This window comes from Pseudoclavibacter helvolus (genome assembly GCF_049707175.1).
Lineage (GTDB): Bacteria > Actinomycetota > Actinomycetes > Actinomycetales > Microbacteriaceae > Pseudoclavibacter > Pseudoclavibacter helvolus_A.
The window spans coordinates 54,766-69,563 of record NZ_JBNAFM010000006.1; the positions used below are offsets into that span (position 1 = coordinate 54,766).

Consider the following 14,798-nt stretch of genomic DNA (forward strand, 5'->3'; position numbering starts at 1 on the left):
CCTGGACCCATGGCTGAGCTCTCGCTGGAACTCGCGGCACTTGCCGTGGCTGCTGTCCCCGACCTCGACGTGGCTGCGGCCCTCGAGCACACGTACGGCGCACACGGCGACTTTGACGCCGCCCTGCTCACGCTCAGGGACGGCGAAACGATCATCGCCCGGCGACCGACGTCGTCGGCTGCAGCCCAGGAGCAGCTCGCTGACGTCCGCGCACTGGGGGTCTTGACCCCCGGAATGCGCAGCCGACTCCCGTTCGAGGTCTCGGAGGTGCTCGGAAGCCTGAGCGAGTCGCGCGAACGGGTCGCCGTTTCCACGTTCCTTCGTGGAGTTCCGGCCGACCAGGAGCCTCTTGAGCCCGGAACGCTGTTCCTCGTGAGCCTCGGCCGCGCGATCGCCGCCATCCACTCCCTCCCCCGCGGTCCGGTCGAAGCGGCCGGGATGCCGACGCTCACGGCGCCGGAGGCCAGGCAGGCTGCGGCCCAGACGATCGCACGAGCGAAGGAGACGGGCCGTCTTCCCGTCACCCTCGACCGTCGCTGGTCCGCGGCCGTCGACGACGACTCGCTCTGGCAGTTCCAGCCCACCGTCATCCACGGTGCGCTCGGACTGGCCTCGATCATCACCGATGGCAACCAGGTCAAGGGCGTGCTTGGCTGGAGCGATCTGCGCGTGGGAGACCCCGCGCGCGACCTCCACTGGATCTCCTCGCTCGAGGGCGCCATCGCCAGGGGCATCCTCGACGAGTACACAGACGAGGCGCCTGGCACGGTCGACCGACAGCTGCGGCAGCGGGCGCTGCTCTACGCCGAGCTCGAGCTGGCCCGCTGGCTGCTGCACGGCGTGGATGCGGGCGACGCCAAGATCATCGCCGATGCCGAGGGAATGCTCGACTCGCTCGTCGACCGGATCCACCGCGCGCCAGCTCAGCCGCTCGTGCACGAGACGCTTCCGGTCCTCGACATCGCCGAGGTGCAGGAACTCCTGAAGGAGGCGGCCGGGCGGCGTCCGGCCCACACGTCCAACGCCGAGGACACCGGGAGCGCGGTGCTTCCGGGCCTCGTGCACAAGGCGGACTCGGGAGCCCCGGCTGGCGTGCATCCCGATGACAGCCCGGACCTCGACCTCGATCACGCGGCTGAAGACGACCTCGACGACGACACGCCCCCGAACGATTTCATGAGGACAGACTCGCTGCGATGAGGGCCTGCTCGGCCTCCGCGAGGAGGCGTTCAAGCTCGGCGTGCCCGGTGACCTCTGGAACCCGGATCTCTTCCCCCTCGCGCACGTAGACGAGCACAGCGTCGATCTGCTCCGGCGGCACCCCCGTGTGCTGTGCGTAGGCGAGCGTGTAGAGCGCGAGCTGCAGCTGGCGCTCCCACCGCGCGCTGTCGCCGCTCGGCACTCGGCCGGTCTTCCAGTCGACGACCTCGACTCGCCCGTCGTGTTGGAAGACGGCGTCGATCTTGCAGACGACCGTGCGGTCGCCGAGGCGGAACTCGATGGTCTGCTCAACGAGTACCGGAGTCCTGTGGGGCCACGGAGTCCGCAGGAACGCCTCCTTGAGGCGTTCGAGTTCCGCGAAGTCTGCACTTGACGCGTCGGCGAGGCCGCTGAGGGCAGGATCTTCGGTGCCGAAGAGCTCGGCCATGCCGAGAAGGTCACCGCCAGCGCTCGGCGCCGCGTAGTGCGCCTCGACCCAAGCGTGGAACATGGTTCCGATGCGTGTCTGCCTGAACGGTTTCTGGGGCATCGGCCGTCGGAGCTGCGCTGCGATCTCGGCCGGGTCGGTGACAAGGTCTTTGAACTTCGACGCAGCAAAGCGCTCAGGCAGGTGCGTCTCACGCCTGACGCTGCGGTCCGCGCGTTCTCGCAGCAGGAGCTCGATGCGGGTTTCGAGCGCGTGGTCAGGCGCTGTGCGTGCACGACGGGCCTGGCCGACTGCGTTGGCCAGCTCTTCGACGCGCGCGCGGCGCTCAGGAGTGAACGGACGATGCGGCCACGAGACGCTGTCGGCGGCCAACGAGGTCGGGGGCGAGTCGAGCGTGTTCTCGGGAGGTGCGTCGATCACGCCGGCATTCGCCAGCTCGGTGACGAACTGCGAGACCTTGCGCGCTGTCTTGTGGATGGAGCTCCAGTACGACCCGGAGATGAGCAGCTCGTGCCGCGCACGCGTGTAGGCCACATAGGCGAGACGTCGCTCCTCGGCGTCGTTGCGCTCCCTGATGCGCTCTTTGAGGTCGATCATGAGATCGGCCAGCTCCTTCTGCGTCTCCGCGTCGCGCCACGCCAGCTCCGGACGATCGTGCGCGTCGAGCAGCAGTTCGTAGGGGATCATCCCGCGCCGAATCCAGCCGAGACCGTCTCGTGAGCTGCTGGGCATCTCGCCCTCGACGCTTCGCGGAACCGCCACGAAGTCCCACTCGAGCCCCTTCGAACCGTGGATGCTGAGGAGCTGCACGACGCCGGGTTCAGCCTGCTCTTGCACGGGTGCGAGCGAATCGTCGCCCGCAGCGATCTCGACCCAGTCGAGGAACGCGCCGAGGTCGGCGTCGGGCTCCGCAGCCGCGTACGCTGCGGCGGCCTCGACGAAGGCGTCGAGGTTCCCGACCCGCGCGATGTTGCCGGGGTTGGCGGTGACCTCGAGATCGAGCCCCATGAGCGAGATGGTCGCGTCGACGAAGCTCGTGATCGAGAGCCCAGCATTCCGCCGGAGTTCTGCGATGAGCTCGCTGACACGGGGAATCCGTGATCGCGCCTCGCTGCTCAGCGCCGACAGCCAGGGGTCCGGCTCTTCGCGCCGGTGTTCCAAGCGCACTCGCTCCGCGAGGAAGTCGAGCGCCTCTTGCAGCGGCACTTCGTCGTCGCCAGTCGCGAGCTCGCGCTTGCTTGCGCGCACATCGTCAGCGAGTGCCGCCATTGTGACGTCCCGGTTCGCGAGTCGCCTCGAGACGTCGTGGATTGCAGCCACGTCTGCGAGACCGAACTGGAACCTGGCGCCGACGAGGAGGCGGATCAGCTCATTGCCCGCCATGGAGTCCTGTGCGACGCGCATCGCGCACCTGAGATCGACGACCTCCGGTGCGGAGAGGAGGCCGCCGAGCCCGATGACGCGGTTGGGCACTCCGGCACGTGTCAGAGCTGCGGAGAAGAGCGGGAGGAGCTTCCGCGCGCGCAGGAGCACCGCGCCGGAGGGCGGACGGGACTCACCGTCGACGAGGATGCGGTCGCGCATCCAGGTCGCGACCGCGTCCGCCTCTTCGTCCAGCGTCTCCGGGAACGCGAGTGTGACGCTGCCGTCTCCTGCACCGGGGCGCGCGCCGAGCTGCGTCACGCCGGCATCGCCGGCCTCCGGCAGCTTCGAGGCCACTTGGTTTGCCGCGTCCAGGATGCGCGCGTCGTTTCGCCAAGAGATCGAGAGCTGGAAGGTGGGTTCCTGACTTGGCGGAACGATGCTCGAGCGGAAGTCACTGTGGAACCGGCGCATGTTGCCGGGGCTTGCACCGCGCCACCCGTAGATGGACTGTTTTGGGTCGCCGACCGCCAGCACGGGATGGTCGCCGAAGATCGCGCCGAGCAGACGCGTTTGCCCGACGCTCGTGTCCTGGTATTCGTCGAGGATGACGAAGCGGTGCCGTGCCCGGAGCTCGCTCACGACAGCGGGGGTGCTCGAGCAGGTCTCTGCGGCGAACGTGACCTGGTCTGAGAACTCGATAAGCCCTCGCCGACGCTTCTCGAGCTGATAGCGCTCAGCGAGCCGAACAAAGATCGGCAGTTCGTCCAGGATCGTCGCCGCGTCCTGGACCGGCTTCGCGGGTGTGTTGGCCTTGCCCCGTCCGGGCAGCTCGCGGACTTTACGGAACTCTGCGACGAAGGCCTCGCAGGCGTCTGCGGTCAGCTGGTTGTCACGCATTGCTCTGGCGACGTTCAGTGCGAGGTTTGTGATGGCGCTGAGCTGCAGGTCGAGCGAGCTCAGTCGGCTGTCGTCGCTGGCGAGGACGACAGTGCGCATCAGAGCGAAGGCCGTCATCTCGTCGACGATGCGCGCGTCGGGTTCCTGCCCGATAAGGAGCGCGTTCTCCGAGAAGACGCGGTTGGCAAAAGAGTTGTAGGTCGACACCTCCGGAATCGCGAACTCGTCTCCGACCACGAGCCCCTCGCTGCGGAGACGTGCGAGCGCCAGCTGCACGCGTTCCCTCAGTTCCCCGGCTGCTTTGCGGGTGAAGGTGAGGCCGAGGATCTCGGTCGGATGCACGCCCTGGGCCGCGACGAGCCAGACGATGCGCTGCACCATGGTCTGTGTCTTGCCGCTTCCGGCTCCGGCCATGACGAGGCTCGGGACCGCCGGCGCTTCGATGACGAGTCGTTGCTCTGGAGTCGGCTCAAGCATGCGAGACGGGTCGTTGTCGGCGAGCGCCAGCGCGATCTCGCCGTGGGTGACGGCTCCTGCTGGCCAGTCGTGTGTCATTCGGTAACCTCCGGTGCGGCGTGCAGCGCACAGGCTCGTGCTCCACCGAAGGAGCCGAGGCAATGTGACTCGAGGTGGGCTTCGTAGTGGGCTTCAGCTTCTGCGCGCTCGCCGGCTGGCTCGGGAAGACCGATCATGCCGAGCGCAACGGCCCGGACGCGCTCAAAGAACTCCGCGGTCGCGGCCTCGTCGAAAGGCTGCTGCGTTCGCTCGCTCCACTCCAGCTTGGAGGTCGGCTTGGCGAGGAAGACGAGCTTCGCCTCATGCACTTGGGCTTTGGGGATCTGCTCACCCGGATCGCTCCTGGTCGGCTGCTCGACGGAGGTGCTTGGGTGTTCGACGGGATCGCTCACGGCCCCGGCGGCGAGCGCCACCTGGTAGGCAGCGAGTTGCGCGTTGGTGACCATGGCGTCGTTGGATGGCATGGATCGGCCGGTCTTGAAGTCGACGACATCTACGGACCCGGCGGAGGTGCGCTCGATTCGATCGATCTTGCCGCGCAGGGTGATGCTCGCGCTGTCGTCGCCGTCGACGCGAAGCTGCACGGTGAATGCTCGCTCCGCGCCGAGCAGTGTTGCGCCGTCGAGGCTCACACGGTGCAGGTATGCCGAGAGGTTGCGAACGAGCTCGTCGACCTTCGCGCGGGCTGCTGCCTCCTGCCAGGGAGCGTCGAAGTCGCTCGCCCGGAGGCGCGCCTGTGCGAAGGCTGTTCGTGCTTCGAGATCGGCGAAGTCAAATTCGGCGGCCGCGTGCACGATGTTTCCCACGTTCATGCTCTCGCTCGTCGTGCCTCCCCCGTGCGCGGAGACAAACCAGTTGACGCCGCAGTCCTCGAAGCTCTCGATGTTGGACGGAGAGACGGAGATGGTCGTGTCGGGATCGTTCGGGTCGCGGAGCGGCCTGCCGGTGGTGGGCCCCGAGAGGCCGTACCACGCTGAAGGGTCGGCCCCGGGGACTCCCTCGTCGGCGAGCCTCGCCAGCCCTGCTGCGACTGATGGCTCGACGCCGTCCGCGATCGCGGCCCGCCGCAGCTCACCGACGAGCGCACGAAGCGTCAGGGCATGCCCTCCGGTTTCTCGGGCATCGGGACCAGGATCGCCCCAGGTTCTCGGTGAGAGCAGGAAGAACGGCGAGGGGGCGCTGTCTTCGCTCTCCTCGGCGGTCAGGAGCAGCCATTCCGACGACCGCGAGACCGCCTGGGCGAACATCCTTCGCTCGTCGTGCAACACCTCGAGCCGTCGGTCGACGAGGTCCCGCGTCGTGTCGATTCCGCGCTCGAGCTCGGCCAGCTGCCCGGCGCCGAGCAGCGAGTCTCGGAGACGGAGGTTCGGCCAGACGCCATCGGAGAGCCCGGCGACGACGACGACCCGGAACTGGCGGCCGAGCACGGCGGCGGGCGTCGTCACGGTGACGGTCCCCCCGTGCGTGCGGCTCGCCAGCGAGTCGGCGGTCACCTCACTCCCCGACCATTGCAGCAGGAAGTCGTGGATGTTGGCGTCGGGTTGCCGCTCGACGAAGCGCTTGCCGACGTCGAAGAGGGTGACGAGGGCGTCGAGGTGAGCGCCGATCTGTTCAGCGCGTGGCCCAGAGCCGAGAGCCGTCTCGCGCCAGGAGCGAGCGAGACCGAGCCGCTCCCAGACGGCGAAGAGCACCTCGTCGGCGGCGATGCTGAGCTGCTGGCTGCTCGCGGCTTCGATCTCGGCGGAGACTGCGCGGAGCAGGGATCCAAGTTGCTGCAGGGCTCGCGTCGCGCTGCGCCCGCTTGCCGACCCGCCGGTGGCCAGCAGGCGTTCGAAGGTCGCGGAGGCTGGCGCGTCAGGGTCGGTCAGGAGCCGGAGGCCAGCAACCCGGGCGACGGCCTCGACGAGCAGCTCGTCTGCGGCGCGGTTGCCCCCAGCCGCGAGTTCGTCGAGGCGGAGCGCCCGCCGAACCCGTCGTAGCTGCACGGGGTCAACCGCGAACACCGGCGAGGCCGCGAGCTCGGCGATGGCCTCCGCGCTGAGCTCTTCAGCCCCGCTCGCGATCGCCGCCAGCCGGACGACGGCCTGCACCGCCTTGTCACGCGCGGCGGGCAGTGCCTGGGATGAGCTGGTCGGCACCTCGAGCACGGCGAGCTGGCGTCTGATCGACTCGATGCTGCCGCCTCGTCGTGTGATGACCGCCATCTCGTCCCAGGGGACGTCGTGGAGCAAGTGAAGCTCACGGAGGTAGTCGGCGATGCCGCGGCACTCCGCAGCCGACGAGGCCGCGGAGAATCGCGCGACGGGCGGCGGCGCGGTCTCCTGCCGCGAACCACTGTGCACGGCCTGCGCTGCCCGGTGCCTCGACTCTCGCTGCACGCCGATGCCTTCGGTGACTTCGCGCACGAACGCTCTGAGCTCGGCGCCGCCGCGGTGCACGTGGCCGAGCACGAGCCGCCTCGGCTGCTCGAGAGCGCCGCGAGTCTCGCCTCGCCAGTCGGCAGCGAGCTCGGGCCTCGACCCGCGAAACCCTCCGGTCGTGACGTCGGGGTCGCCGAACGCGACGATGCGAACTCCCCTGAGGGCGAACGCGACGAGCAGCCGCCTGCCCGACTCGGTGAATTCCTGAACGTCGTCGACCAGGAGCAGCTTGAGGTCGGCAAAGGCGTCGAGGTGCGGCGAAGCCTGCACGGTACTCACCGCCTCCAGCACAAGGCCCGGAGTGTCGAAAGCATTGGGCTTCGCCTGGGCGATGCTCTCTTGGTACTGCCGAGCGAGGGCCGCGGCACCCGCCCACACGGGCCGCACGTGCGCGAGCTCGTCAAGACGCTCGGGGGTGACGTCGTACTCGGACATGGCTGCAAGCAGATCTCGCACTTCGGCACGGAAACCTCGCAGACCAATCGTGGCAGGCGTGACCGGAGGCGCCCACTCGATCGGCGCCGTTTGCATCTGCTGCAGGTCGTCGGTTGACCTGGCCTCGAGATCGCTCTGGATGAGCTCCGCGAGGATCGTGTCTTCGTCGGCCCCGGTCAGGAGCTGCGGCGCTTGGAGACCGCGCCGTGCTCGATCAGCACGCACGATCTCGAAGGCGATCGACTCTGGTGTTCGAGCCATCGCGCCCGGTGTGCTGACGGCGAGGCGTCGTCCGATGATCTCGCGGAGCCTCGCGGCGCTTCGTCGATCGGGCGTGAGCGCGAGCACTTCGGATGTCGTGAGCCCACCTCCGAGAACCCGTGCGGCGAGGAGCTCGACCAGCGTCGTCGTCTTCCCAGAGCCCGCAGCGCCCACGACGCTCAGGTTCGACGCGGGATCGGCGTCGACGACCGCCCGCTGCGTGGCGTCGAGGTGCACGGCATCGGTGGCGGGTCCTGAGGTCATGCAGTCACGCTATCTCGGTGCACCGACATTCGACGCGCGGCAGGCTCCGCGGGGACGCCGACGCCCGTTGCGCCCACGGCGAAAGCAAGCGCCAATGCGAGCGAGTCTGTCGGCCTGCCGGTAGCCTTGCCAGACACCCGTTCGCATCCGAAAGGCGCCAAGTGGAAGTTCGCATCGGCATCAAGCACGCCCCACGAGAGCTCTCGTTCGAGACAGACCTCACCAAGGACGACTTCGAGCGCATCATCGAAGAAGCGGTCGCGAAGGACGCAGCGATCGTCAAGCTCCACGACGCGAAAAACCGTTCGTACCTCGTCGCGACCGAGAGCATCCTGTACGTGGAGCTTTCCGGCGACCAGGCTCGTCGCGTCGGCTTCATCGCCTAAGCGTTCGCCATGGAACTCATGTTCGCGGGCCTCGCAGGCGTGCTCCTCGGCCTGGCCGTGCAGTTCGTCGCTCCGCACCGCGCAACGCGCGGGCCGGTGCTGCTGCCCGCGCTGGGCGGCATCGTCGCTCTCGTCGTCTGGCAGGCACTCACGTGGCTCCAGGGATCGGCCCCGTGGCTTGCCTACAACAACGGCTGGATCTGGGTGATCACGCTCGGCGTCGCTGCCGTCGCGACCGTCGTCGTGGGATGGTCGCTGAGCAGCCGTCGTCAGCACGACGACGACGACCTCCTCCACCGCCTCAGCCATCTCGGGCGGGCCCAGACGCCGTAGAGGCGAGCCCGTAGGGCAACCGAGACGCGGACCTCGCAGAACGAACAGGCCCCCGGCCCGACGACACTTCGCGTGAAGTGTCCTCGGACCGGGGGCTTTCTGGATGCGAGGCGCGCGACCGCCGGCGGTGCCGGTGCGTCACGCGAGTCTAGGCGGCGAGCCCCAGAGCGTTCATGCGCCGGGAATGGCCGGCGTAGAGCACCGAGGCGAGCTTCTCAAGCTGCTCTTCTCCGCTGGGAACGAGATCGTCACCGCTCGTTCCGAGCGGGACGTCGAGCGCGAGACGGATCGCCAGCACCGTGTCTCCCACGATGCGTCGCCCCCACATCGCGAGACGGTCGCCGAGGCCGTCCTCGTAGTGGATGGCCGCCTCGATGACAGGGAGCAGCTGATCACGCTGCTCGTCGGTGAGGAGGACGGGCGCAAGCGCGTCGCGATAGTCGACACCACCGTGCTCGGCGACCTCTTCGAAGAAGTCGCGGAAGAAGCCAGAGGAGAGGTGGCAGCTGAGGAGCCGCTGGGCCCAGTCATGCCCAAGCACGCGCTCCGGGTAGCCAGCGAAGTGCTTCGCGGCGTCTCCGATGCGCGCGATCGAGGCCGCTTCGGAGGCGGCCTCAGCTCCGCCGAGCAGAGCTCGGTGACGCTCGAGCGCTGCGTTCGCGGCGGCTCCGATGTGCTGCTTGTTGGCGAGGGCAGGCGCCTCGTTCACGATCGCGGACAGTTCCTGGAACAGGAGCAGCTCCAGGTACGCGGCGCGCGCCACCAGCACATCGACGGGAATCAGCAGGTCACCGAGCGACGTCGCTGGCTTCGGGGCGGATGCTGGGGCTGCGTCGTCCTGAGATCGGTCTCCGCCGCGCCTTCCGAATACTGGCTTCACACGCTCATCCTACGTGCCTGACCGCGCGCGCTCGTCGCGTCCCAGAGCGGTGCGAAACCGTGCTGCAAGACGCGATCGGAGTCCGAGCAGAGCGAAATGCACCGATTCGCTAGACTGTGACGATGCCGCGACCGCGGCCGTTCGGCGCCCTTCGACTTCCCGGGCGCATCCCACAACTGCAGACAGGGCGTTTCACTCGTGAAGTTCTCCGACCTTTCCATCGATGCCGACATCGTCTCGGCGCTCGAGGGACACGGCATCACCGAGCCGTTCCCCATCCAAGAGCAGACGATCCCCCTTGCCCTGAGCGGGCAGGACATCATCGGCCAGGCCAAGACCGGCACCGGCAAGACCTTCGGCTTCGGCCTCCCCCTCATCCAGCGCCTTGGCACCGACCCGGCCCACGGCGTGCAGGCACTCGTCGTCGTTCCCACTCGCGAGCTCGCCGTCCAGGTCTATGAGGACCTCCAGATCGCCGTCTCCGGGCGCAGCACCTCGGTTGTCCCCATCTACGGGGGCAAGGCGTACGAGGGGCAGATCGAGCAGCTCAAGGCAGGTGCGCAGATCGTGGTCGGCACACCGGGTCGCCTCCTCGACCTCGCCCAGCAGCGCATGCTGAGCCTCTCGAACGTGCGGGAAATGGTGCTCGATGAGGCCGACAAGATGCTCGACCTCGGCTTCCTCTCCGACATCGAGCGCCTGTTCGCGCAGACCCCGGCGACGCGCCACACGATGCTTTTCTCGGCAACGATGCCCGGCCCGATCGTGGCGCTCGCTCGCCGCTTCATGACGAAGCCCATTCACATCCGCGCCACCGACCCAGACGAGGGCGTCACGCAGGCGAACATCGAGCACGTGATCTACCGCGCGCATCCGCTGGACAAGGACGAGATGATCGCCCGCATCCTGCAGGCCGAGGGCCGGGGCAAAACCGTCATCTTCACGCGCACGAAGCGTGCCGCCGCGAAGCTGATGGAGGAGCTCACCGATCGTGGCTTCAAGGCGGCGGCAGTGCACGGCGACCTGAACCAGGAGCAGCGCGAGCGAGCTATGGCCGCGTTCAAGGCCGGCAAGAAGGACGTGCTCATCGCCACCGACGTCGCCGCGCGAGGCATCGATGTCGACGACGTGTCCCACGTCATCAACCACACCATTCCTGAAGACGAGAAGGCGTACCTGCACCGCGTGGGTCGCACGGGACGCGCCGGCAACACGGGCATCGCGGTGACCTTCATCGACTGGGACGACCTGCACAAGTGGGCGCTGATCTCGAAGGCGCTGGAGCTCGGCGCCGAGGAACCGGTCGAGACGTACTCGTCGTCTCCCCATTTCTACAAGGACATGCGCATCCCCGAGGGCACGAAGGGGCGCATCGCCGCGCCAAAGCGCGAGGTGCAGTCACCCGGCAGCCGCCACACCTCGAGCGAACGCGGCGGCAGAGGCGGCAGCTCCCGCGATGCGGGAGACCGACCCGCTCGCTCGCGGTCCCGGCGCCGCACCGGCGATGCGCCAGCGTCGCAGACCGCTGCAGCTCCCGCAGGTGAGCGTGCTGCGGACGCGCAGGGCGCGGGCGAAGCAGGCGCCGAGCGTCCGGCTCGCCGTCGCCGCCGTCGTCGCGGCGGTGGTTCCGCAAGCGACTCGAACGTTGCACCCCAGGAGTCGCAGAGCAGCGAGTAACCGCGCACGCGGCAGTACGAACGGCGTCGAGCATGTGCTCGGCGCCGTTCGCGGTCCCGCCCAGTGTCGGCCGGTGCTCGCGTCAGAGCGGGCCGGATCCGCGGAAGACCGGCGCGCTGCCTGTCCCCTGCTCGAGAATGCGTTCCAGGTGCTCCGGTGCGGTCGTGTGCTCGCCGAGCCGGTTCGGCTTGCCCGCGCCGTGATAGTCGCTCGATCCGGTCACGATGAGGTCATGCCGCGCGGCCATCTCGAGGAGGATCTGGCGGCTCGCCGCGTCGTTCTCCCGATGCCCAACCTCGAATCCGCCGAGGCCCGACTGCACGAGCTCCTCGAGGACGTCGGGTGCCATTGCGCGCTTGCCTCTCGACCCCGGGTGCGCCAGGACGGGCACACCCCCGGCTCGCCGGATGAACTTCACGACGGCGAACGGGCTCGGTGCGTAGTGCGCGACGTAGTAGCCGCCTCGCCAGTGGAGCACCGTCTCGAACGCTTCCACTCGACTGCTGACGATGCCCTTTGAGACCAGGGCGTCGGCGATGTGCGGACGGCCCACGGTCGCGCCGGGCTCCGTGACGGCGAGCACATCGTCCCAGTCAAGGTCGTGATCAGCCGCGATCATGCCGACCATGCGCTCGGCACGCGATCGCCGAGACTCGCGCACCTGCTGCATCTCTGCGAGCATCACCTCGTCGGCGGGGTCGATCAGGTAACCGAGCACGTGGACGCTCGCGTGGTTGAGCTGCGAGGAAAACTCGATGCCAGGGATGAGCGTGACTCCGGTCTCCTGCGCAGCGTCCGCGGCGTCAGCCCACCCGGCCGTGGTGTCGTGATCGGTGAGGGCCACTACATCGAGGCCCGCCTTCGCCGCCTGCCGCACGACCTCACCCGGCGCCTCCGTTCCGTCTGACACCACGGAGTGGGTGTGGAGGTCGATGCCCGGCGTGTCGAAGGAGGTCATGCCTCGATCAAAGCACAGGGCACGGGACGGCGATCGCAACGTCGCTCCCAGGCTCACCCCGCCGCTCCGGCTACGCTGATGCGGTCATGCCGAGTACCTCTCCATCACCCAGACGACGTTCCCTCGCCGGTCATCGAGCGGCGGGGCTGCTGCTCGGGCTCATCGCCCTCGCCGCAGCCGTCGTGCTCGGCTGGCCGCAGCTCCTCGATCTCCAGAGAGCGCCGTTGGTCGCACAGGCGATCTCGTTCCGGCTGCCGGTCGCGATCGGTGCGACGGCGATCATGCTGCTCCTGCTCATTCCCGTGCTCGCGTCTCGCAAGGCCCGCGCTGTCCTCGGGATGACCACGCTGGTGCTTGCCATCTTCATCGCATCCACGGCAGCGGTGCTCGTGAGCCGGGGCCTCGGCAGCGCCCTCACGACCCGCGACTCCCCCGAGAGCATCAACATCCTCAGCTGGAACACGCGCGGGGATGCGCCAGGCTCACCTTCGATCGCGCAACTCGCCGTGGAGGTGGGAGCCGATGTTGTGGTCCTTCCGGAGACGACGGAGGAGCTCGGCGTGGAAATCGCCGCCCAGATGTCCGAGGCCGGCTCGCCCATGTGGGTTCACACCCAGACCATCGACGAGGACTACAAGGCGACCTCGACCACGCTCCTGATCTCCCCCGACCTGGGTGACTACGAGGTCGTCACCGACCGGGGTGACACGAGCACGCTCCCGACCGTCATCGCCGTCCCGGTGGACGGCGACGGGCCCACGATCATTGCGGCGCATCCGGTGTCCCCCACCCCTGGCAACATGACCGCGTGGAATGCCGACCTCGAGTGGCTCGCCGCGCAATGCTCGAGCAACACGATCGTCGCCGGCGACTTCAACTCGACGCTCGATCACCTCGCCGGGCTCGGTGCGGACGACGCGAGCCAGCTGGGTTCCTGCGCCGACGCTGCGCTCGCGACCGGCAACGGAGCGGTCGGCACCTGGACTGCAGGAGTGCCGCCGTTGCTCGGCGCGAACATCGACCGGGTGATGGCGACCCCTGAGTGGAACATCACCGGCTTCGAGGTGCTCACGTCGCGGGACGACGCCGGCAGCGACCACCGTCCGGTCTTCGCGCAGCTCACGCCTTCGTCTGCCGGCTGAGGCCCGGTCGACGCGTGACGTGGCGACGGCTGGGCACGCCGTCCAGTTTCCCGGGCGAGAATGAGACGGTGACTACCTCCGACCACGCCAGCACTATGTCCGCCGCCCCTGTCTCCACCGAGGCTGCCGATGTCGACCGGGCGCTCGAAGCTCCCGCGAACGAAAACCGCAGCACGACGCCCAAGAGCGATGTCTTCCGCACGCAGATCATGCGCGGGTGGGCGGACCGTGACGAGAGCCTCCCATCGGCGCGGGCTTCCACTCCGACCGCGGCGGCGCACCGAGAGGCGATCTCGTCCCGCCATCGCGGTGCGCGCCTCGTGGTCCCCGCGGGAAGCCTGAAGCAGCGATCGAACGACACGGACTACCGCTTCAGGGCCCACTCCGCCTTCTCGCAGCTCACCGGATGGGGCTCTGACGCGGAGCCGGGTGCCGTGCTCGTGCTCGACCCGGTCGACGACGGCCACGAGGCGACCGTGTACTTCCGAGAACGAGCGGGGCGCGACAGCGACGAGTTTTACGCCAACTCCGAGATCGGGGAATTCTGGATCGGGCCACGTCCATCGCTCGCGCAGACCGCCGCCGACCTCGACATCGAGGCACGGGACCTCAGCGAGTTCTCGGAGCTCGGTCTCGTGACCGACGCACGCACGCTGGTGCTGCGTGAGGCGGATGCGGCGCTCACCGAGCGCATCGACGATGCACGACGCACCCTGTCCCTGCCGAACGCCGAATTCGACGCGCTCCTCTCCGACGACGCACTGCTCGCGCAGGACCTCAGCGAGCTGAGGCTCGTGAAGGACTCCTACGAGGTCGTCCAGATGCGCGACGCGGTTGCCGCGACGGCGGCCGGGTTCGACGACATCGTCGCGTCACTCGGCAAGGCTGCCGCCCATGCCAGGGGCGAGCGCATCGTAGAGGGCGTGTTCCAGGCGAGGGCCCGCCTCGAGGGCAACGACGTGGGCTACGACACGATCGCCGCCTCCGGTAGCCACGCGTGCATCCTGCACTGGACCAAGAACTCAGGCGCAGTGCGCGCTGGCGAGCTCATCCTCGTCGACGCCGGCGTAGAATTGGACTCACTCTTCACTGCGGATATCACGCGAACGATCCCCGTCTCCGGGCGGTTCACCGACGCGCAGAAGCTCGTCTACGAGATCGTGCTCGAAGCGGCCGACGCCGCGTTCGCGATCGTGCGTCCGGGCATCACGTTCCGGACCATCCACGACACGGCGATGGAGGTCATCGCACAGCGAACTCGGGAGCTTGGCATGCCAGTGGGGCTCGGCGACCCAGACCCCGCCGAGCAGCTCTACCGCAGGTACATGGTGCACGGCACGAGCCACCACCTCGGCATCGACGTGCACGACTGCGCGAAGGCCCGACGTGAGCTCTACCTTGACGGCGTGCTCGAGGCGGGGATGGTCTTCACCATCGAGCCCGGCCTGTACCTCCAACCCGACGACCTCACGGTGCCGGAGCACCTGAGGGGAATCGGCGTTCGCATCGAGGACGACATCCTCGTCACCGCAGACGGCGCCGAGAACCTGTCGTCCGGCATTCCCCGGACGGTTGCCGACGTCGAGTCGTGGTTCGCCCGATTGAACGCCAGCTAG

General features: G+C 68.4%; 10 protein-coding genes. 6 read left to right on the forward strand and 4 right to left on the reverse strand.

Annotation, left to right across the window (positions count from 1 at the left end; translation table 11 throughout):
* The first annotated feature begins 9 nt into the window (after nt 1-9).
* Nucleotides 10-1,200 (forward strand): phosphotransferase, encoded by a 1,191-nt coding sequence (locus tag ACPYN9_RS06460; RefSeq protein ID WP_424464970.1) that lies wholly within the window; start codon nt 10-12, stop codon nt 1,198-1,200.
* Here the strand turns inward: ACPYN9_RS06460 and ACPYN9_RS06465 are convergent.
* Both ACPYN9_RS06465 and ACPYN9_RS06470 read right to left on the reverse strand, forming a co-directional pair.
* On the reverse strand, nt 1,175-4,465 hold the full coding sequence (locus ACPYN9_RS06465) for an ATP-dependent helicase (RefSeq protein WP_424464972.1): 3,291 nt from the start codon (nt 4,463-4,465) through the stop codon (nt 1,175-1,177). The genes ACPYN9_RS06460 and ACPYN9_RS06465 overlap by 26 nt on opposite strands.
* Nucleotides 4,462-7,806, reverse strand: a complete 3,345-nt coding sequence (locus ACPYN9_RS06470; RefSeq protein WP_424464974.1) for a PD-(D/E)XK nuclease family protein — start codon at nt 7,804-7,806, stop codon at nt 4,462-4,464. The genes ACPYN9_RS06465 and ACPYN9_RS06470 overlap by 4 nt, the downstream gene beginning before the upstream one ends.
* A 161-nt stretch (nt 7,807-7,967) precedes the next feature.
* Between ACPYN9_RS06470 and ACPYN9_RS06475 the strand changes: the two genes are divergently transcribed.
* Together ACPYN9_RS06475 and ACPYN9_RS06480 are read left to right on the forward strand one after the other, a co-directional pair.
* Nucleotides 7,968-8,192 (forward strand): DUF3107 domain-containing protein, encoded by a 225-nt coding sequence (locus tag ACPYN9_RS06475; RefSeq protein WP_424464976.1) that lies wholly within the window; start codon nt 7,968-7,970, stop codon nt 8,190-8,192.
* Nucleotides 8,193-8,201: 9 nt separating this feature from the next.
* Nucleotides 8,202-8,525, forward strand: a complete 324-nt coding sequence (locus tag ACPYN9_RS06480; RefSeq protein ID WP_424464978.1) for a hypothetical protein — start codon at nt 8,202-8,204, stop codon at nt 8,523-8,525.
* Nucleotides 8,526-8,673: 148 nt separating this feature from the next.
* Here ACPYN9_RS06480 and ACPYN9_RS06485 read toward each other — a convergent pair whose 3' ends face one another.
* The gene (locus ACPYN9_RS06485) at nt 8,674-9,405 is read right to left on the reverse strand and encodes a ferritin-like fold-containing protein (protein WP_424464980.1); all 732 of its coding nucleotides are present in this window, start codon (nt 9,403-9,405) and stop codon (nt 8,674-8,676) included.
* Nucleotides 9,406-9,603: 198 nt separating this feature from the next.
* Between ACPYN9_RS06485 and ACPYN9_RS06490 the strand changes: the two genes are divergently transcribed.
* The gene (locus tag ACPYN9_RS06490; protein ID WP_424464981.1) at nt 9,604-11,082 is read left to right on the forward strand and encodes a DEAD/DEAH box helicase; all 1,479 of its coding nucleotides are present in this window, start codon (nt 9,604-9,606) and stop codon (nt 11,080-11,082) included.
* An 82-nt stretch (nt 11,083-11,164) separates the two neighbouring features.
* Here ACPYN9_RS06490 and ACPYN9_RS06495 read toward each other — a convergent pair whose 3' ends face one another.
* Nucleotides 11,165-12,040, reverse strand: a complete 876-nt coding sequence (locus ACPYN9_RS06495; protein ID WP_424464982.1) for a PHP domain-containing protein — start codon at nt 12,038-12,040, stop codon at nt 11,165-11,167.
* 86 nt (nt 12,041-12,126) lie between these two features.
* Between ACPYN9_RS06495 and ACPYN9_RS06500 the strand changes: the two genes are divergently transcribed.
* Together ACPYN9_RS06500 and ACPYN9_RS06505 are read left to right on the forward strand one after the other, a co-directional pair.
* Nucleotides 12,127-13,182 (forward strand): endonuclease/exonuclease/phosphatase family protein, encoded by a 1,056-nt coding sequence (locus ACPYN9_RS06500; RefSeq protein ID WP_424464984.1) that lies wholly within the window; start codon nt 12,127-12,129, stop codon nt 13,180-13,182.
* Nucleotides 13,183-13,277: 95 nt separating this feature from the next.
* Nucleotides 13,278-14,798 (forward strand): aminopeptidase P family protein, encoded by a 1,521-nt coding sequence (locus ACPYN9_RS06505; RefSeq protein WP_424465196.1) that lies wholly within the window; start codon nt 13,278-13,280, stop codon nt 14,796-14,798.